Source organism: Novipirellula artificiosorum (assembly GCF_007860135.1).
Classification (GTDB): Bacteria; Planctomycetota; Planctomycetia; order Pirellulales; family Pirellulaceae; genus Novipirellula_A; species Novipirellula_A artificiosorum.
Genome location: NZ_SJPV01000001.1, coordinates 207,190 through 228,017, shown reverse-complemented (window position 1 = coordinate 228,017; position 20,828 = coordinate 207,190). Strand labels below are relative to the sequence as shown.

Here is a 20,828-nt window from a genome sequence, read left to right as displayed (position 1 = left end):
GGTCCAGGCTAGCTGCCATTCCGCTCACATCTTTCCCGCAGGTTGCTAAGGTGGAACAGAACGCGAGTCTGCTACAATGAGTGGGTTCGAATGGTCCACAGCTTTTCCCCTGGTTTTCAATGAACCCGATGCGTATCCGTCCTTTGTTGCTCGTCTTGCTTTCGTCTCCATGCTTGTTGATGGCCTCGTGGGGCGTTGCAGTGGAAGCCGAGACGGAGGCCAAATACAGTCCAGACGTGGTTGCGAAGGCCGAGGCGATCTTGGAATCGTCAGAGCTTCGTCGCAGTGGAAAAACCATCACCTCGACTGCGACGAGCGACCTTTCGCGATCGCTCGTTTCTTTGTCTCGTTCGGAGCGAGAATTGAAGTTGATCCAACAGTCATCGAGGGTTGCCCTCGCGAAGGTCAATGAAAACCGGCGCAACTTGCAGTTGATGAATGCTCGAATCGGTGAGCTCAACTTACAACTTGCTCGAGTCACCGGCATCAGCACGCAAGCCAACAATCAAATGGTGGGTTTGATCGAGGCGAGTCGCTCTCAACTGCGCGCGTTGATGGCCGAACGCGAAACGCTCAAGGAACAACTCGATGCGGAGCGTTCCAAAGTCGCCAATGCGGAGACCGATTACGCCGAAACCGTTTTGGCGATTCGTCAAGATTACGAGAAACTGCAGGATGCGATCTCAAAATCCCTGCAGAAGCCCGACGTTCAGATCGCGATTCGTGTCATGGCGAGGAACTTCGATACGCCCAAGGAGATCACGGCTGCTGAGATCCTCAAACCGGTTAACAAACGCATCGAACGCATCGAACAAGAGATCTTTCGCGAATCGATTCCCCTAGAAAGTTCCCCGAACGGGTCCTTATCGCTGACGGCGGTGATCGGCAACAAACCGGTGAAGATGATTATCGATAGTGGTGCTTCCTTGGTCGTTTTGCCTGCCAAGAATGCCGTCGAACTGGGAGTGGACGTCCCGGTTGATTCTCGCGTCTTGAGGCTTGTGATGGCCAATGGTCAGACGATTTCTGCACGGGCGGTCGTCTTGCCTCGAATACGAATTGGCGAGTTCGAAGCCGAGAATGTTGAAGCAGCGATCTTGGATGAGAGTGCCACTGCTGCCGAACCGCTGTTGGGGATGAGCTTCCTGGGGAATTTCAAGTTCGAACTCAACCCGACGGAAAAGACCATTTCGCTGCTGCGAGTTGCGCCGGAGTAGCCACCTGCGATGCAAATCGCGAAACGATCTTTCCAGCACGAGCGAAACAGATTGTTGTCCTCTTGCGATCGGGTTAGAATGCAGGCACCCGTCCCTTCGGCAAGGCTCAAGAAAGAGGAATCGGGTGCCGGTGTGTCGAGGCTTGCCAACCATCGTCATTCCCCCCTAAGGCCTTCTGCCGCGGTTCTTCCCATGCGATCCCTGCGCCGTGTCTCGACAACCGATTTGGTGTTGTTGCTTGCCCTTGCGTTCCGTTCGTCGTGGGGTTTCGCAGCGGATCCGCCTAACGTTCTGTTTCAATCCCGAGAATAGAACCAGATGTCCTCCTCTATCAGGAAAATTTCCACCATGCAAAAAATGCAATTCAGCCTGTTCGTGTTCCTCGCCTGCTGGATTTCGTCCAACGCAACGGCGGCGGAAGAGACCCCCTCCGGTAAGCGTCCGAACGTCCTTTTTATTCTGGCCGACGACCAGTCGCCATTTGATTTGAAACTCTATAACCCGGTTTCGAAACTTGACACACCGACACTGGATCGATTGGCGTCCGAAGGGATGGTGATCGATGGGGCGTATCATATGGGATCATGGTCGGGTGCCGTCTGCACGCCGTCGCGGCATATGATCATGAGCGGACGAACGGTATGGCACATCCCGGATCGCAAGCCAAATTCAAAGAGCAATCCCAACATCGGAAATGCCGATCGGGTGCCTCCCGATTTGGCCGACTACACCATGGCTGCGGTCTTCAATCGTGCGGGCTACGATACCATGCGAACCTGCAAGGCGGGCAACAGCTACGATGCGGCCAATAAGAAATTCACCGTCTTGCATCAATCGGTAAAACGGGGCGCGACGGATGAAACCGGCAGTGCATGGCACGCCGAACGCGTGCTGGATTACCTGGCAGATCGAGAGCGGACCCACGATGAAGACCCCTTCTTGATCTACTTTGGTTTTTCGCACCCCCATGATCCACGCAATGGCAAAGAGGGATTGTTGGAAAAGTATGGCGCGGTCAATCACACCGACAAGAACTCCTTGCCGCCGGCCAACGCCAATCAGCCTGAGTTACCCATCAACTATTTACCGGAGCATCCGTTTCACCACGGCCATCCAAAGCTTCGCGATGAAGTCGCCGTCAGCGGCGTCTGGGAAAAACGTGATGAGCGAACCATTCGCAATGAGCTAGGACGCGAGTTTGCATGCAGCGAGAATATCGACATTCAAATCGCTCGAGTGCTCGAAAAACTCGATGCCATGGGTGAACTCGACAACACATACATCTTCTACACCGCCGACCATGGGATGGCGATTGGTCGCCATGGTTTGCAAGGAAAACAGAACCTCTATCAACACACATGGCGAGTTCCCTTGATCGTCAAGGGCCCCGGCATCCCCGCCGGACGACGCGCAACGGGCAATACCTATTTGCTGGATGTCTTACCCACGCTTTGCGATTTGACTGGAGTCGAGGCCCCGGAAACGAGCGAAGGAACCAGTTTTCGATCGGTACTGGAAGGCCAAACCGATTCCATTCGTGACGTTCTATTTGGCGTCTATTGCGGCGGCACGAAACCAGGCATGCGATGTGTCAAGCAAGGTGATTGGAAGTTGATCAAGTACGACGTTTTGGACGGTCAGGTTCGTCAGACGCAACTGTTCAACTTGGCACAAAACCCTCATGAGTTTCTGATTCAGCATCCGTCACCTCACCCAAATTTGGCTGACGACCCAAAGTATGCCGAAAGGCTCGAGCAGATGGAAGCGCTGTTGCTCAGTGAGATGAAACGACTTGACGATCCCTATCGATTGTGGGACCAACCCAAGGATTGAGCAATCGATCCTACGGTTGAATGCGGAGCGAACCGATCGAAACCCAGTCCTTGGCGTCGTTGTCTTGCGTCTGGTTTGCAAACCGCAGCGAAACACCTCCTTTGATATTGGACGGAACGCTAAGGGCGACCACGTAGTCGCCCGCAGCAATCGCCTTGAGGTTGAGCGTCGTCGACCACGTTGTGGGTCCCTCGCCGGGCTGAATTCCGGTCAACCGCCACGAAGTCGGCCACTGCTCGATCACTTCACCCTGGACGGGATCGATCAACCCCAGCTGAACCTTCCATCCCTTGTGGTAAAATGGCGCGACGCCACGATTTTCCACCTTCACGCTGACCCTCGTTTCTTGTAACTCGGCTGCATCCACCTTTGCCGCAGCCAGATGAAACTCGTACCCCATCCGACCGACCTGCTCGATCGCACGTTGATAGCGGGGCTTCGCGGCTGTCTCGCGAAACATCCCCGTATCCATCAACCAAGTCGCGTGGGTCTCGTTCACGCAATCCGCAAAGGCTTGGCCTTCTGGTGCACAACTCGGCGAATCAAACACGCACCCCCAAACCTCGGGTCGGATCTCACCACCGATCGGATGCTGTTTCCAATTCTCCATCAAGTCGGCACGATTCATCTTGGCGATAAAGAACCAATCGTCTTCGGGCCGAGGTGTCACGCGGGTTGCCCACGCAAACGAATCGTCGTGATAACCGAAGGGAAAGTGCTTGGTCGGAGCATAGTGGTAATCGTTCTCACCCGCCGGATAACGAAGCAGGACCGGCGTCGTTTTGAATGCCTTCGTGTAGGCTTGTAGCACTTCCGTCTGCACTTCTTTGCTGGCCCAAAGCTCCGTTCGCGGATAGGTGTGCCATTCCCCCCATGTGCCAAGGAGCCCAGCCGTGAGATATCCCAAACGCGGGTCGCCATCGTATTTTCCGCCAAATGCGGCGATGAAATTGGCGAGAGCCTTCCGAAGTTGGACGTCCGAATAGTCGGGTGTTTCAATCATTTTCGGAGGGAACGGAGCGGTATTGGTATTCAGGTAGCGATGCACTTTCAAGCCACCGCGGACCAAGAAATCGGGGATCACGTTTTCTCGTCCTGGATATTCCAGGTAGACGCGGACCACCGCATGGTGGCCCCGCGAACCGATGTCATCCAGCAACGATTCCATGGCTTCCCAGCGAAATTCATTCTCCTCGACCATCAACTTCGACAGCGGCAGATAGTTGAACTCCATCGTATGCGGAAATCGACCCTCGGCCGGTCTGGCATAAGGAACCAGCCCTTTCAACGGGTTGTCAACCGGCGCGGGTTGGTACTGCAGGTCGACAAAACCGTCCACGGAAGGTTCCGCGCCGGGGCAAGGCATCACTCCCATCATCGTAGCGATGGCAAGGCACATCAGCGTGCACCGGGTCGATTGTGCGTGATGGGTTCTTTCGTTCATTCTTGAGAACTCGCTTTCCGGGCTAAGTCGAGGGAGGTTTGCAAGGCATCAAGCACTGGGGCATATCTTGTCTCGCCACTCACGTCTTCGTTCTCCGACGCATTGTTTCGCAAATCGAACAAGCCAACTCCTTGCAGCTCTCCTTTTCCTCCTTGGGCTCGCATCTCCATGTACCGGAAGTCTGACGTGCGGATCGAGTCACCACCGCCGTGTCGCGTGATCACGGCATCTTTGAAATCCGAATCGACGTCGTGTAACAGTGTTGTCATGCTTTTGCCCTGCAGATGGCTTGGTTTTCCAACACCCGCCAAATCACATAGCGTGGGATAGATATCAACATATTCAACCAATTTTTGACACACCCGGTCGCCTTGCACCTCGGGGGCAACAATCATCAAGGGTGTGTGAGTCGCCACTTCAAAGTTCGTGTGTTTGCACCAAAAACCGTGCTCTCCGAGTTGCCAGCCATGGTCACCCCACAACACGACGATGGTGTTGTCTGCGATACCAAGCGATTCAAGTTCATCGAGCAATCGTCCGATTTGGACATCGATAAAGCTGACGCACGCGTGATAGCCACGAACCAAATTACGAGCCGTCGCTTCCGAAACAGGACCTTTGGCTGGGATGTCTCGATAGGCTCGCATTTCGCCCCAAGTGTAGGCAAACGCTTGTGATAAGTTCTCGGGGAAGTACATGTTGTTCGGAAGAACCACCTGCGACTCAGGGTATAGGTCCCAGTACTTCTTCGGGGCATTGAATGGCAAATGTGGGCGATAAAACCCACAGGCCACAAAGAAGGGAGCATCCTGCTTGGATAATCGCTGAATGTCTTCGATCGTCTTGCTACAGATTTGATGGTCGGGGTACTGGTCATCTGGGACATCCGCCGATTCAAACGCTGGCCCACGCTGCTTGGAATTGTTGGTCTTGGGCCGGTTCTCGGGAATCGCCCACCACATGCTCGTGGTCGGTTGAGACCAAGGCGTTTCGCTCCAAGCATCGATGTCGTCGTTGCGGTGGTGGTAAATCTTGCCGTTGCTGACCGTATGGTAACCGTTTTCTTTCAAGGTCATCGGCAGTGACGGAACATTCGGCGCGTCCTTGTCCGCTCGTGTCAAGTAAGAAGTAAATCGATTGGGATTCGGCCGGAGTCCTTTCATTAAACTTGCTCGCGATGCACCACAAACTGCGATGTTGCAGTAAGCATGATCGAATCGCACCCCATGATTGGCCAATCGATCCAGGTTCGGAGTGACCATTTCCGGGTGATCGTAGCACGCGATTTCAGGACGTAAATCATCGACCGCGATAAACAGGATATTGGGACGATCCACCCCATTGGCATCACGGGGCGCCAGTAGGGAACCGACCATCAAGGCGGCGCTAAGGGTAAGCGAAAAGGCGAGGCGGACGTTCATGAGAAGTAAACCTGGTTTGAGTGGGGAAGGCATCGGTAGGTTGGAAGGGGGCGAGCCAATCTGTGAGCTTGTGCCAGTTTGGCGATGCTGCCATTCTAACTTGACGTCCGAAGGTATGTAACGACCTTGCCGGAGGATACAATGTGCTGCTCGCTGGTCCACAAACCCATTCGATCTGCCCTTCCATCGGTGATGATCCCATGTACCGAATCGTGATCCTTCACGCTTTCTTGTTGCTGTTTGTCCTGATCCAAAAGACGGACGCGAAACCACCGATCCGCGTATTCCTTGTCGCGGGTCAATCGAATGCCGTTGGATATGACGCACCGCCACAGGCATTGCCGGCCAGTGACATCGACGAAACGGTGCGATTTTGGTGGCGATGTGGCGATCCGCCACCCGATGAGCATGATTCGATGAGTGGTCGATGGGTCACCCTTCGCCACCAACCCGTCGGGGATCCGATCAAGCCAAAGTCAGGCCGCCAGTACGGTAACTACGCGCAACGCGAAGGTGGTTTTGGACCGGAAATGGGATTCGCACGAACGCTCGCTCCTCGATCGCCGCTCCCCATCGCGATCATCAAGATCGCCTTCAGCGGGACCCATGTCGCGGGTGATTGGAACCCCAACCTTTCCGATCGGGAGGATAGCGAAGATCCAAATGACAGCCGCGGAGCCTGTTACCGGTCGTTGCTGGCGGAAACACACCAAGCCATCTCGCAGTTAAGTCAAACCTATGCGCCAGAGATCGAAGCGATCGTTTGGGTGCAAGGGGAAAGTGACGCTCAAGCCGCCTATGTCGACGCCTACCAAACCAACATCACCACGATGATTCAAGAGTTGCGTAAGGACTTGGCGACGCCCAATTTATGGGTCATGCTCGGAGTGAACACGAGATTCGGTGGTGGTCACAACCCCTTCATGCCCAAAATTGTTGCGGCGCAGCAAGCGGTTGCTCACCTCGATCCACACGTGCAGTACGTCGATTGCGACGGGGCATCGATCGCCAACCATGCGCATTTTGACGGCCAGGGAACGCTGCAGGTGGGAACGCGTTTCGCCAACACGCTGCTACGGATTACAGCGGGGCGATGACAACGCAAAAAGAGGCAATGGACTTTGGTGGCGAATCCGCAATCGACGGACAGGCCATTACCCCAAAGGTTTTCCGGAGCCCGCCACGGTCTTGACATGCACATCCTGTTGAGGGAACGGAATCGAAATGCCCTCCTCATCGAAACGCTTTTTGATGGTGCGGGTGAGATCCCAATGGACGGTCCAGTAATCGGTCGTCTTGGACCAGGGGCGAACAATGAAGTTGACCGACGATTCGGCGAGTTCGTTCAGTTTGATGGTCGGCGCTGGATCCTCGAGCACAAGCGGATGATCGTGGACCGCTTCGGTCAAGACCTGCTCGACACGATCCAGGTCGTCGTCGTAACCACATCCAAACGTCAAGTCGACTCGTCGAGTGTTGTTTGCGGTGACGTTCGTAATCACGCTGTCCCAAATTTCATTGTTGGGAACGATGATCTTTTGATTGTCAAAGGACTTGAACGTTGTCGAGACGAGATTCATTTCTGACACGGTCCCGGCAACGCCACCCGCATTCACCACGTCTCCGACGTCAAAGGGGCGATTCAGCAATATCATCAACCCGCTGGCGAAGTTGCTGAGCGTTCCTTGCAATGCAAATCCAATAATGAAGCCGGTGGCTCCGACCGCGGCAAGCAGTGGGCCGATGTCAATGCCTAGCCGCGTCAAAGCGATCAAGAACCCGAGCAGCAAAATCACGCGTCGGATGCTACGAGAAATCAAGTGCTCGGCCAACTTCGACAGATGAGAGGTTCGATCAAGCCAGCGATGCACGATTCGCGATACGAAGCCAGCAACCAACAAGGTCACCGCCAGCACCAAAAAGAACGAGAACAGACGCCACGCCCAGCGGATGCCACCCTCCTCTGACCTGAACCATCCCTTGATCGCCGCCCAAGTCGCTGCGGTGTCGGACGTGTCAATTTCAACGCCACGCAGCGCTTCGATGTATTGATCGTACGATTCGGTGTCTCCCCCTTTTTTTTCGAACGACTTGAGTACCACAGAGAGACGTTCAATTCGATCGGTCTGCTGCGTCTGCAAATCGGAAAGGGTGTTAAGGGCCTGTTCTTTTTCCTCAACGAGCTGTCCCACATCAACGTCGGGCTGATCGGTATTCGCATCGGAATCCGTTACGTCGTCCACCTCGGCCGCTTCTGCCATGACCTCGTTGCCCACTTTGACCGTGCGCTTGATGTCCGCGATTTGTCCCGCCGTTTGACGGACTAATTTCTGCCATGCGTCAATCTCGACTTGTAACTCCTCACGGGTCAGCGGCTTGACCATGACTTGCAATTGGTCAACGGGAATGTCCACTACATCAATGGTTTGAGGTTTCGGCGTTGGCGTGTCGCTATCGGCAGCCAATCCCGAGTCAATGCTTGCAATTAGAGTGAGGAGAACCATGAGAGATCGGAGCAAAATCATGCGAATGTCAAATCCTGCGATTGTGAGTGGGGCGATTAGAAATCAGAAGGCCAGCAATATAGAAGGTCGATGCAGCCACCGTCACGGGGTGACCGCCTCTTCCGCTCGCAGACAGCGTGGGGTGGCAGCCGTTTTTCGAGCTATCTTCCCAATCGACGTCAGAAGCCGTAGGGATTATGACGATAATAGGAGTTGGAATGCCGTATCCGCGTCCCAATTCGCTCATTTTTTCATGAAGTGGCATGTTGCTTGTTGCAGCCAAACGACCGACAGCTGCGACGCAGATCACGGTTTGGATCGTGGTGCTGATTGCTTGCAGTCATTTCGCTCAGAGCCAGTCACCCGAGAGCGAGTGGTTGAGCACCCTGCCGATCGAAGGCAACGTGAATGATTACGAGTTAGACGAGCTGTTCACTGTCCAGCGGAGCATGCAGCAAGGTTTTCCCGAACCGGTCGTTGTCCCCACGGGCAGCGGTGTTGGTGGTCAAGCCTCGCCGTTACGCCAGGCCGACTCGATGGATCCCGTTCGCGTAGATCGCTCGGCTGCGATGCAGCTACCTGTCCGCGTGGGGTATGACGGTGGTTTCACGATAGCCAGCCAGCGGGAGCTTGAGCTTGGAGCCGACGCGTATCCCTATTGGCTGCGGATCAACGGCTATGGGCAGATGCGTGACACCATTTTTGATTCCGAGCAACCGGACCTCAGCCCGGACCTCAACCAATTGCAACTCAAACGCGCGAGGATCGTTTTTCAAGGCCATGCCTTTAGTCCCGACATTGCCTATTTTCTTCAACTAGACGGACGGAGCAACTCGGGCGACAATTTGCGGATCCTCGACTATTACCTGAAGTTCGACGTTGGCCACCAAGCGATGAACCTTGCCAGTGGCACGTTGGGACTCAAAGCGGGCCTCTACAAAATGCCTTTTACGCTTGCTCGACACCTCAGCGGCAAGCAGTTCGAGTTTGCAGATCGCTCGATGGCCAGTATCTACTTTGACGTCAATCGCAGTTTAGCCTGGGGGCTTTACGGCGCAACGACTGGCTTGGAAAGGCCGATTTACTGGGACCTCGCCCTCTTCAATGGCTTGGTCACTGGCGGTGCCGAAACCGGCAGTAGCGGGACGCTCGACAACAACAACGCGTTTTCCATGACCGCCTATTGCTATCCGACCGGAGAGTGGGGGCACGGCGAATTGGCAGATTTTGACGTACATGACCGTCTGGCGACACGCATCGGAGGCGGGGTGGCATTCTCGACCATCGATCGCACGGGCACCACCGAATTCGACGCGCTGCGGGTGGTTGATTCGGGAAGGCGACTGTCGAGTTTGTTACCGGACACCGTGGACCAGTACTCGGTGGCCCTTTTTAGCGTCGCCGCGTCAATGAAGTATCTGGGGTTGTCCTCCACACTCGAGTACTATTTTCGGAACGTGTCCGAGTTCAAAGGCGCTTCGGTTCCGGATTTGTATGACCAAGGCATGTGGCTGCAGTTCGGATACTTTGCGATTGCCAAAAAGTTACAACTGTTGACACGCTGGTCGCGGGTCTCAGGCAATTCAGGGACTCTCGGTGTTCGTAATCAGGAAGCGAACGAGATCGCTGCGGGAGCGGTTTGGTATTTTCGTGAGCAACATATCAAGCTGACTTTGGACGCCACCTATCTCGATGGAGCACCGATCAATTCATCGGCACTCGACATCTCACCGGGTGACATTGGCTGGCTCTATCGAACCCAATTGCAGTTTAGTTTCTAACGGTAGCGTCAAGCGAACCGCTATAAACCAACGGTGACAGCGATCCCACAGGCCGTAACGATAAAACCGGCCGTCGCATGTCCGAAACGCTCAAGCCAGGGAATACGAATCGATTTGGTGCCGTACACCAACGCGGCTACGATGGCGGTCATCGTGGCAATCGTGACCACCGAAAACAGAATCGCGACGAGCGAGACGCCCCACCAAGACGATTTTGCGGCCGGATACATCAACAGCGGTATCAGTGGTTCACAGGGACCAAAAACGAAAATGGTGAACAAAACCCACGGCGTCAAAGACGGGTGGTTCGCAGGTTCACCTAGATGGGAGGCGTGCACATGACAATGCTCTTGCTCTTGGTCGGTTGCGACGTGGTGGTCATGAGGATGTGCGTGCAGGGTGCCGTCAGCATGAACATGAGCGTGTGAATGCGTCTTTCCGCGAACGGCTTGAACAATCCCCCAAACCATGTACATCAAGCCAAACCCAACAAGCAACCAACCGGCAACGTTCCCCCGAACTCCCTCGAACCATTCCAATCGTGTCACGACGACTCCAAAAGAAATGCCTAACAATCCCACGACAATGGAACCCACCACGTGTCCGACACCACATAGAACCGTCACGGTCATCGTTTTTCGCCAAGACCATGCTCCGGCACGCGACATTGCGACAAAGGGAGCGTAGTGATCGGGGCCGAGCAAGGTATGTACGAACGCAATCGTCACTGCGGCGACGCATAGAATTGATAATTCGTTCGACATCTTGGAGGCGGAGGGGTTGTTGGACGGAGACCGAAACGTGGGAATCGAGCAGCCACTATGGTAGTAAACGACTGTTGGATGACAAGAGCCGAGTCGACGCCTCCGCTACCGATCCGCTACGAGCGATTTGCTAGGGATGGACAGATCGCTAACGATACCAGTTGGCCAAGCGGCTTGAAGGGACACCGAGCTTGTGGGCCAATTGGAGTGACCAATTATGTAACGTTTGGCGAATCACTCCGTGCTGTTGCCAACGTCGAGGGCTAATCCTGACCGGACCGGGCAACAGGACCGGTGTTGCGATTTCTCGCATTCGCCGAGAGAACTCCAAGTCCTCCATCAGCGGGATTTCATCGAACCCCCCGTTCTTTTTGAAAGCCGATCGATTGACAAAGATGGCCTGATCACCAAATGCCATCTTGAACCATCGGACGCGCAACGCATTGCCTTTTTCAAGCCATCGATACTTCCGCCCTTTCGCATCGATATCTTGCCGAAACGCGCCCCAAACCACATCACCACAATCGCAAATCTGTTGTAAACAATGCTCGCCGAGTTGATTGTCCGCGTGCAGAAAGAGAACGAACTCCCCTTTGGCAAACATGGCACCGGCGTTCAATTGAATGCCACGACCGGGGACGGACCGGATCACCTTGGTGGCACCGGCGGAGGTCGCGCGAGCGATGGTTTGGTCCTGGCTGCCACCGTCACAAACGATCACCTCCACGGCCCCCGCTTCGATCGCGGATCGTATCGCCGAATCGATGCTCGATTGTTCGTTCCGTGCAATGATGACAACCGAGACGTCCAAGGGCTTCATAGAGTTTCAATATCCCGCAATCGCACATACGCGACCGGCCCGAGGACCAAGAGTGGTACCCATGCCGCCATCGACGGTGACAACAAATAGCCGGCACCCCCGAGCGCACCGGCAAGTGTCTTGATCGCAAAAAAGAAGAGCACCGTGCCTATCGCGACGCCGATCATGACAAACAAATTGCGATCCTTGCGATTGATCACCATCGGTAACCCCAGCAGGATCAAGGCATAATCAAGTGGCGGGCGGATGATCCGTTCGTGCAACAGGACCTGCACGCTTGCGCTGCTGTGCACCGCTGGGTTTTTTACCCGCGCGGCCAACTCGGGCAGCGACACCAAACGCGACGTCGATTGATCGGCCTGCAGCAGTTCTGCATTGATCGTCGTTGCAACAAAACACTGCTTCGGCCCAACCCACTGCGAATCCAGCGACGTGTACAAGATGGTTCGATCCTTCGTTCCGGTTGAGGCAAGCGAGTCGATTAAATCGGGGCGTGTGATGCCGTCGACCAGGTAGCCAGAGGGATGATCGGCATTGGCCGCTGTCCATTGCGCGGTTTCGCCAGTGAGCAGATCACCAAAGTCTTTGTAGTCTCCTTCCAAGCGAAAACTTGGTTTGATGATCCGTTTGCTACGCGGCAAGATGCCGGCCCCTTCAATCAAAATGCCGCTGGTTCGATCATCGCACGGTAACATCGGATGCTGCGTCTCTCGTTCAAGTTCCTTCGTTTTCATCGCGAGCGAATCGCGGTGGTTCGGCAAAAAGAACTCGCGGTTGACGAATTGCACCACGACGATCAGGAAGGCCGCAACGAGAATGGGTCTCAGGATGCGGCCATGGGAAATGCCCGCTGCCAACGTCGCTGTCAATTCGCCGGTTCGGCGAAGCCATCCGATCGTAAACAACAACGACATCAGTACGATGATCGCGCCGGTCCAATCAAACAGCAGCAACATGTAAGGTCCATAATACCGCGCCATCACGCGCAGCAGTCCTCCATCGGATTGACCTTGGCGAACGAGATCGTCAAGGCTCGTGAAGGCATGGAACACGACAAAAATGCCTGCAATGGAGCAGAAACAAACCAGCGTGGTGCGCAGGAACAGGATCAGAATGTAGCGGTCTATTTTTGTCACGACACGACTCTCCTGAAATCGCCTTTTATCGTCTTGTCGGGGGGATACGGTCACTGACCGAAGCGGTTGATTCCACCGGGCCCACGTGTCGAAGGGGATCATCAAGGCGTGCAAATGTGAATTCACTGCGACTCTCGGGATCCCCGTGCAGGTACGGATGGCCAATCGTTTGCCAGCATACCGATTCGGAATCCTGTTGCAGTGTCTGGTAAGTAAAATCAGCAAGCCGTTCAAGTGATCCAGGGTCCGCGAAGTCGGTCACCACGACGGTCCGGTTACTTCGCCGACGAATCCGTTCTGGACTCAAATCCCGTCCCAGCAAGTACGGGGTATCCATCGACAAGACCAACGACGTCGGAAACTGCATTTTCATGTTTCCTGCAATCCGCATATTGGGTGTGATGATCAGCTCGGGGTCGTATCCGCAGCGATCACGCATGGTTTCTGCGAAGGAATCAAAGGGCACATTCAGCAACAGGTACTTTTGACGAAAACGAGCCAACAACGGTCGCGAGGAAACGGCGCTGAGCACAAACACCATCAACAAGACGGATGTCAACACCATGCGTTGAAACCCAACTCGGTCGGCGATTCCAATGCCTCCAAAACGCAGCACCAAGTATGCCGGCAGCAAGCACACAAAGGGTTGAATCCAGCGGTTTCTGAACTCGAGCGCCTGGCCAGACAATACGAGCAAGACCAAGGCCATTGCGATAACGAGAAAGAATCGTTCGATCAGCAGTGCCGTCGGACGAAACGACGCGATGGATTCCATCGCAGTCTCGTCTCGATCTCGAAAATAGCCGATGATCGAATCTCGATAGGCGATAGTAAACACCGCCAGCGTGACCGCACAGCAGGCAAGTGTCGAAAGGACGAGGGCTTGCATCCCCGAACCTACGTTGGCAAGCCAATGGATGGATTGGTCGGTCGTCAACGTTTTCACGGTTTTCGAGGACACCAACAACGGATGATTCAGCATCCAAACGCTGTGTGGAGCAATGAACAACAGTCCCACCAACAACGACCAACCCAGTCTCCAATCCAGAAGTCGCCGGCGATAGCTTGGAATCGTGATGGCTGAAATGGCAATCGCGACAAGGATGATCGCGAAATTGTACTTGCTCATCATTCCAAAGGCAGAGGTCACGCCGATCGCGAGGTACCAAAACAGGCGATCGCATTTTTCGACCGAGACGACGCAATACATCAAGGCAGCGGTTGCCAAGGTTACCGAAACGGTGTGAGACAAGTCACGGTGGCTCTCGTAAGCGATCTGCGGAATGGTGAGCATCCCCAGCGACGCCAACACCGCAAGTTTTGTGTTGTCCGTTGTCTTTCGAACAAGCTCAAATACCGTGACATAGGTCAGCAACAAAAGCGAATTCTTCAGCAACGCCAAGGAAAAAACATTGTAGCCCAACACACGAAACAGCCCCTGTTGCATCCATGTGTACAAGGGGGGTTGGCTGTTGTACCCAAGCAGCGTCCACTGAGACAAAAACACTTGTTCCGTTTCGTCAAAGTCCAACGAACTTGACACACTGACGCGCACCAGTACATGAATCGCGAAGTAGACGCAGACCACAATCAGGAATCGATATCGATGTTGCGAGATCCAATCGGCCATGTCGACTTACCCCACCTTGCGCTGCGTCACGGTGGGAATGGGAATCACGTAATCGCCCTTGCAGCTAGAGTCTTGCGACGTCGCATAACGATTACGGATGATGTAGCTTTGCTGGCGACTTGATTCGTTGTCGATCCGAGCAAGCATCTCGGACATCACGCCAAAACAGATCAATTGCAGCGACGACAACATCGCGACAGCACCAAGCAGCAACATCGGTCGGGTCCCAATGTCTTGGCCCAATCCAAACTTGGAAACAAAGACCGTGGAAAGCATCAAAGCACCAATGGCGCCGATCACCAATCCGACGGTGCCAAAGAAGTGCCCAGGTCGTGCTCGGTATTTCATGAAGAACAACACGGACAATAGGTCCAGCACCACACGAATGGTTCGCGAGATGCCATATTTTGACGTACCAAACTCACGAGCGCGATGACGCACGTCGATTTCGCCGATCCGTGAAGGGTGAGTGACGGCGGCGACCCAAGCGGGGATAAAGCGATGCATCTCGCCCATCAATTTGACTTGCTTGATCACGCTCGATCGATAAATCTTCAAACTGCATCCATAGTCGCGAATTCGGACGCCGGTCACTTTGCCGATCAGGCGATTGGCAATCCATGACGGGATCAGCCTCAACATCACGCCATCTTGTCGTTTTTTTCGGCGACCCACCAACAGATCGAGGTCGTTGGCTTCAAGGTGCTTGACCATCGCAGGAATGTCGGCCGGGTCGTTCTGCAGGTCTCCATCAAGCGTCGCGATCAGCCGCCCTCTGGCGGCGTCGATTCCCGCCTGCATCGCTGCGGTTTGCCCAAAATTCCGCTGCAACGACAAGACTTGGAGGTCCAACCCCACCTGCTTGCCTGCCCGAATCGCCGACGTGTACGTTTGATCGGTGCTGCCGTCGTCCACCAGAATGATCTCGAGGCTCAGCGGCGCGGGAATCAACGCGTCGCGGAGCGCATGAACCAGTGGCTCCACCGACTCTTCCTCGTTGTAAAGTGGGATCACGACCGACAAATCGATCGCCTCTTCGTCAGGCAAGGCAGGGTAGTCTTCCATGATGGCCGGGCACAAATTTTATTGGGAAATCAAGACGTGGTCTTCGCGATCGACAGCTTCTTGACCGAGGTATACTGAAGCGATGAAGCCAAAGTCCAGATCTGAATCGAACCCGCCGATCACCCTGCCGGCCGACCATGAATCGTCGCTGTTGGAAGTGGTGATGGCCGAATATGTGGAAAAACACGAGAAAGGCGAGGCACCGGACGCGCGACTTTACCTCGACGCTTACCCTCAGTTTGCCGAGGAGTTAAAGAGTTTTTTTCGCAATCACCACTGGCTATTGGGGGATCCGGCGTCGCAAATTGAGAGCAACTCTCTGATTGGCGTCCGCGTCGGCCCCTACGAAATCGAGTCCGAAATCGCTCGCGGAGGGATGGGGGTCGTGTACCGGGCTCGCCAAGACAACCTCGGTCGGCCCGTCGCCTTGAAACTGATCAGCAGCGGCGTGTTGGCCGGAGAAGAGGAACGACAACGGTTTCGGATCGAGGCGGAGGCGGCCGCTCGGCTGCGTCATCCCGGCATCATTGCGATCCATGATATCGGTTCGTGGGGTGGCTACGAGTACTTCTCGATGTCGCTCATCGAAGGTCCGACCTTGCAGCAACAGCTTGACGAACGCAGGCATGATGATGCCTCCGCGGCGCGAATCGTTGGCGAAATCGCCCGAGCGGTCGCGTACGCCCATCGCGAAGGCATCATTCACCGGGATCTAAAACCCGAGAACATTCTGATCGGTGAAGATGGCCGGCCCTTGGTTGCCGATTTTGGCCTGGCGAAATGGCATCGCGATGGCGCGACATTGACTCGAACCGGACAGGTGCTCGGGACGCCGCATTACATGAGCCCCGAGCAGGCGACGGGCTGTCGCAGCGTGGGGCAGCCAGCGGATATCTATTCCTTGGGTGCGATTCTGTATGCGGTTTTGACTGGCCGCCCGCCGCATGATGGGCGGTCGTCTGCCGACGTTCTCCGGTCGGTCCTCCACGATGAACCCCTGTCGCCACGGATGCTGCGCCGCAGCATCCCCACGGACCTCGAGGTGATTTGTCTCAAGGCGATGCATTATGACCCTGCGATGCGGTACGCAACGGCAGACGACTTGGCAGACGATCTCGACCGGTTTCTCTTAGGTGAACCGATTCGTGCGGCGGGCAGCGGGATTTTGGACCGTATGGCACGAGAGATCCGCCGCGACCAACATCAAGACGACTTTCGATCGTGGGGCCGAACGTTGATTGGCATTGGCATCATCATCTTTGTCACCCACGTTGCTATCTTCTTTCTCGATCGGCTGTCGTTTTCAACGCTATCGGCGTACTGGATCCCCCGTGCGACGATGCTCGCTTCAATTTTCGCTTCGATTTACTGGTCGCGTCATGGCCAAATCTTGCCCCGAACCGTCGCGGAGCGGCCTGTTTGGTCGATTTGGCTCGGCTATCTGGCAACGCTAGCAACCATGAACGTGTTGCTACATCTTGGCGGCTTGGACGAACAATTGCTGTTCCCCTTCGCAGCGGCGCTCGGCGGCTTTGGTTTTATTGCCATGGGGGGCCATGTCTGGGGCGGATCGGCACTGTTGGGGTTGTTGTTCTTGAGCTGCGCTGTCGTCTCGGTCGTCTGGCTGCCACTGGCACCGCTGTTCTTCGGCTTGATTTGGCTTGTCAGTTTAGTCGTATTGGGTTGGCATTACCGCTCGCAAGCGACTGCGGACGACCTGTCTTAACGGATGAGCAACTGGTTTGACCCGTACTTTCGGAATAACCCTCGGCTGGGTGATTTGTCGCTACGATCGCTGCCGAAAGCACAAACGGGGCTTGTGGCGTCCGAACCCGCGACGAGCCAGTCCGTATCAGACACGCCAGTCCGTTTCACACACGATCGTGTTTCCCCAAACCCCGAAGCCTATCGGTATGTCACGTTTTACTTTCCTCATTGTTGCGAGTTGCCTGACCACGTCGGCATTGGCTCATCATCCCGACCGTGAGTGCCAGCCGGTGTATCCCCGCGTCGATGTGATTGGACCTTTAGGCAACTGCCTGCCGGAGTCCTACCGACGGAAATACAACCGGCCGACTTATCTTGGAGGCAAGATTGCCTACAAGATCGCGCCGACGAGTCAAGAAGCAATGGCTTGGCATCGCGCCGAGCATCACGGCGCGTACGACAATCCACACGGTCGCTGTGTGTCCCAGTACTTCTACCCGAAACCTTGGGAAGCACTGCGAGTTGGCGCCCGGGCTTCGAAGAACGCAGAACAAGACGACGAATCCCCTCGCCCCGCGCTTGGCGATCGGCAAGACGACTCCGGCGAAATTGACGCGGACCTGGTCGATGGCGAAGACCTCGAAGCAGCCGAGGACGATGTCGAATTGGTGCCGGCGATGGACTCGGCGTCGGATGCACAAGCGGAACTCCCAAACACCGAATTCAAGGACTTCCTCAAACAGGTCGATCCGCTTGAACTCGGTGATGGACCCCAGCTGCCATAGTCTGTTTCTGCGGCGGTTCGTGCTTTGCCACACAGAAGCATGAGGGTTGCCAGCAGTGGATCTTGTTAACGACTCCAACGTGCGCAGTCTGTTTTTGACTCAATCGATGTCAGCTGATTGCATACATAAGGTTACGGGGAATAGGTTTGGACGGATGAATCGCCCGGGCTAGGGATTCCTGGGTTCCCGCTTCCATAACTTACGGACAAAGAAATCGGCTTGCCTCCGCTCGGCGTAGGGATGGCCGGCCGCCCCATGGCCGACGCCAGGCATCAGCAGCAATTCGAAATCCTTGTCGGCCTTCACCAACGCATGGACGACTTGCATCGTGGACGCAGGATCGACGTTGTGATCCAATTCGCCGACGATCAACATCAAGTCGCCCTGCATGCGATGCGCCTGGGTCACATTGGATTGTTCCGCGTAATGGGATTCGATCGGATACCCCATCCATTGTTCGTTCCACCACATTTTGTCGACGCGATTGTCGTGGCATCCGCAATCGGCAACTGCGGCGTGATAAAAATCACCATGTGCAATTAACGCTCGCATCGCACTCTGCCCGCCCGCGGATCCGCCCCAAATTCCAACTCGCGTCAAGTCCATTTCAGGATGCTCCTTTGCGGCCGCTTTGATCCACGCGATACGGTCGGCAAAGCCACTGTCGCCCAGATTCTTCCAGCACACGTCATGAAATGCCTTGCTGCGGTAGCTGGTCCCCATGCCATCCATTTTAACAATGATAAACCCCAATTCCGCCATCTTTTGCAAATTGGTCTGGCGTCCGAAACTCTTGGGGACAAAGGCGGCGTGAGGCCCGGCATAAATGGCTTCGAGAACCGGGTACGTCTTACTCGGATCAAAATGAGTGGGCCGGATCACGATGCCAAAGATGTCCGTGACTCCGTCACGTCCCTTGGCAACGAAACGCTCTGGGTATCGCCATCCTGTGTTCAATAGCTGCGACGCATCGGCGTGTTCCAATTCGCAAATCATGTCACCCGTGTTAGCATCGCAGAGCACCGAGACCGGCGGCAAGTCGACGCGAGAATAGGAATCGATCAAGTAACGCTGTTCAGGCGAAAAGACCCAGCGATGGTCGCCATTCGCTGAGGTGAATCGAACCAGATGGCTGCCATCAAAATCGACTCGCACCAGATGTTTGTAGTAGGGGTCTTGATCGGGATCGATTCCGGAAACGGTTAGCCATACTTGACGGTTTTCCTCGTCCACTCGTTCGACGTCGCGGACCACCCATGGCCCCGATGTGATCGCGTTCTTGACATCACCGGTCTGCTGGTCGATGAGGTAAAGATGGTTCCATCCCGACCGTTCGCTCATCCAAATCGCCTCGTCGGTTTGATCCAATCGACGCAGATATTTCTTGTGCGAATAGCAAACGAACGTTTCGCTTTGCTCGTCAATCATCACACGCGGCTCTGCCGTTTCGGCATCCACGGCGATGACGCGTAGCACTTGATGTCCCCGTTGGTTGTAGACAAAAGAAAAGAAGGTGCTGTCTTTGTGCCAATGAACCTCGCCGATCGAGTAAGGGGATGAGAAAAGCGAATCCTCAATCGGTTGTGCTACGTTGGTTGTATCGCCCTCTTGCCTTTCGATCTCGTCGGGAATGTGGAGCAGCACCGGTCGGTCGTGATCAACGGGATCACCAGGTTTGGCGTATTTGACTGTGAGTAACTTGGAGTGAATGGAACCCTTTGGTGACGATTCAACGATTGGAATCGTCCGTACGTCAATTCGCGTCGTCTTGAACACGACGAAATGAGCCGAGTCGGGGGACCACCACACGTTTCCGCCATAACCGTTTTGTTCCATTCCATCGTGGGTCATCGTGATCGAGTTGTTGGACTGGTTGTTGACCAACACGACGTTGTGGTTAGCAAACTCCACATGCCACTGCCCATCGGGGGACGGATGCCGTTGCCCGCTACGGTCACGGGGGCGTCGTCGGAGTTCGAGTGGTTCGGGGCGTGGGGTTTCCGCATCGATGATCGCCAGCGATTGCCAGACCGCTGCAACAAAGGCAGCCACCACTTGCCCGGCTTCGGTTTCCAACACCCAACTATGGCCATCAAACGTGCTCAGTGACGCAGTCGCCCCTGCCTCGACTTTGCCATACTCGACCAAGCCACCACTTGAGTTGACCCATTTGTACCGCAGCGGTTCGTCGGTCTCGTTTTTGAAATGGATTTCGGTGCGCTGGCCACCATCGCGACTACGCTGGATCCGAGCGTTTGGAGCGAGGGAATCGCGTTTGAGGTCAGCGGGCAGTTCGTCGTCGGAATCGGAAAGGTGCCGGACCAACTGCGGTAGACTCTTAAACTCCTGTCGTGCCCCTTGCGTCGCGTCCACCAGAACGAAAAGTGAATTGTCTTCGGAGCGTTGAATCTGGTACCAAAATTGTCCTTTTGATTCATCGATCCAATTCGGTTTGACCTTGTCGGCGAAGACAGGCTGATCGATTCGCGATGCCAACGATTCCCAGTGTTCGTATTCCGCTAAGGTGCCCTGGGCCAACAGCGAGGGACACGAGCAGACAAGGACAGCCAAAAAGCCCATTCGATGGAGGAGCAACGGGCGAGGAAGGGGGAGTCGGAAGAAACGGCGGATTTTCATGGAGGGGGGGGCATTAGGTGGGATTGATCGAGTGGTAGCAAGGCGGCGATTTTACTCGAAATTCAAATGCAATTTGAGGTTCTT

15 protein-coding genes are annotated in these 20,828 nt (G+C 55.1%); 6 read left to right on the top strand and 9 right to left on the bottom strand.

All coding sequences use genetic code 11. From position 1 onward, the window contains the following. Positions 1–128: 128 nt before the first annotated feature. Together Poly41_RS00635 and Poly41_RS00630 are read left to right on the top strand one after the other, a co-directional pair. A complete protein-coding gene (locus tag Poly41_RS00635) occupies positions 129–1,217 on the top strand; it encodes a retropepsin-like aspartic protease family protein (RefSeq protein WP_197230972.1) in 1,089 nt (362 codons plus the stop codon). A gap of 357 nt (positions 1,218–1,574) precedes the next feature. Next, positions 1,575–3,050 (top strand): sulfatase-like hydrolase/transferase, encoded by a 1,476-nt coding sequence (locus Poly41_RS00630; RefSeq protein WP_146524905.1) that lies wholly within the window; start codon positions 1,575–1,577, stop codon positions 3,048–3,050. A gap of 10 nt (positions 3,051–3,060) precedes the next feature. On the opposite strand, the gene Poly41_RS35580 is transcribed toward Poly41_RS00630, so the two are convergent. Together Poly41_RS35580 and Poly41_RS00620 are read right to left on the bottom strand one after the other, a co-directional pair. Next, entirely contained in the window at positions 3,061–3,660 is a 600-nt protein-coding gene (locus Poly41_RS35580) for a DUF4832 domain-containing protein (protein ID WP_390621398.1), read from the bottom strand. A gap of 830 nt (positions 3,661–4,490) precedes the next feature. Continuing rightward, entirely contained in the window at positions 4,491–5,915 is a 1,425-nt protein-coding gene (locus Poly41_RS00620; protein WP_197230971.1) for a sulfatase, read from the bottom strand. Between the two features lie 143 nt (positions 5,916–6,058). On the opposite strand from Poly41_RS00620, the gene Poly41_RS00615 reads away from it, so the two are divergent. Then, positions 6,059–7,012 (top strand): sialate O-acetylesterase, encoded by a 954-nt coding sequence (locus Poly41_RS00615; protein ID WP_197230970.1) that lies wholly within the window; start codon positions 6,059–6,061, stop codon positions 7,010–7,012. 57 nt (positions 7,013–7,069) lie between these two features. Here Poly41_RS00615 and Poly41_RS00610 read toward each other — a convergent pair whose 3' ends face one another. After that, the gene (locus tag Poly41_RS00610) at positions 7,070–8,419 is read right to left on the bottom strand and encodes a mechanosensitive ion channel domain-containing protein (RefSeq protein WP_197230969.1); all 1,350 of its coding nucleotides are present in this window, start codon (positions 8,417–8,419) and stop codon (positions 7,070–7,072) included. Positions 8,420–8,682: 263 nt separating this feature from the next. Here Poly41_RS00610 and Poly41_RS00605 point away from each other — a divergent pair, with 263 nt between their 5' ends. Beyond that, the gene (locus Poly41_RS00605) at positions 8,683–10,200 is read left to right on the top strand and encodes a hypothetical protein (protein WP_146523997.1); all 1,518 of its coding nucleotides are present in this window, start codon (positions 8,683–8,685) and stop codon (positions 10,198–10,200) included. Positions 10,201–10,220: 20 nt separating this feature from the next. Here Poly41_RS00605 and Poly41_RS00600 read toward each other — a convergent pair whose 3' ends face one another. From Poly41_RS00600 to Poly41_RS00580, 5 genes are all read right to left on the bottom strand, one after another. Continuing rightward, complete coding sequence (locus Poly41_RS00600; protein ID WP_146523996.1) at positions 10,221–10,964, bottom strand: hypothetical protein; 744 nt, start codon at positions 10,962–10,964, stop codon at positions 10,221–10,223. Between the two features lie 148 nt (positions 10,965–11,112). Then, positions 11,113–11,784, bottom strand: a complete 672-nt coding sequence (locus Poly41_RS00595) for a TIGR04283 family arsenosugar biosynthesis glycosyltransferase (RefSeq protein ID WP_231615302.1) — start codon at positions 11,782–11,784, stop codon at positions 11,113–11,115. Beyond that, on the bottom strand, positions 11,781–12,920 hold the full coding sequence (locus tag Poly41_RS00590) for an LptF/LptG family permease (RefSeq protein ID WP_146523995.1): 1,140 nt from the start codon (positions 12,918–12,920) through the stop codon (positions 11,781–11,783). Before Poly41_RS00590 ends, Poly41_RS00595 begins: the two co-directional genes overlap by 4 nt. Positions 12,921–12,945: 25 nt before the next feature. Then, positions 12,946–14,550 (bottom strand): ArnT family glycosyltransferase, encoded by a 1,605-nt coding sequence (locus tag Poly41_RS00585; protein WP_146523994.1) that lies wholly within the window; start codon positions 14,548–14,550, stop codon positions 12,946–12,948. 6 nt (positions 14,551–14,556) lie between these two features. After that, a complete protein-coding gene (locus Poly41_RS00580) occupies positions 14,557–15,615 on the bottom strand; it encodes a glycosyltransferase family 2 protein (RefSeq protein ID WP_146523993.1) in 1,059 nt (352 codons plus the stop codon). Between the two features lie 82 nt (positions 15,616–15,697). Between Poly41_RS00580 and Poly41_RS00575 the strand changes: the two genes are divergently transcribed. Continuing rightward, a complete protein-coding gene (locus Poly41_RS00575; RefSeq protein WP_146523992.1) occupies positions 15,698–17,341 on the top strand; it encodes a serine/threonine-protein kinase in 1,644 nt (547 codons plus the stop codon). Between the two features lie 187 nt (positions 17,342–17,528). Continuing rightward, entirely contained in the window at positions 17,529–18,107 is a 579-nt protein-coding gene (locus Poly41_RS33775) for a hypothetical protein (protein WP_197230968.1), read from the top strand. Positions 18,108–18,275: 168 nt separating this feature from the next. Here Poly41_RS33775 and Poly41_RS00565 read toward each other — a convergent pair whose 3' ends face one another. Continuing rightward, positions 18,276–20,687 carry a prolyl oligopeptidase family serine peptidase gene (locus Poly41_RS00565; protein ID WP_146524903.1) on the bottom strand — a complete coding sequence of 804 codons (2,412 nt, stop codon included), beginning with the start codon at positions 20,685–20,687 and terminating at the stop codon, positions 18,276–18,278. Positions 20,688–20,828: the final 141 nt, after the last annotated feature.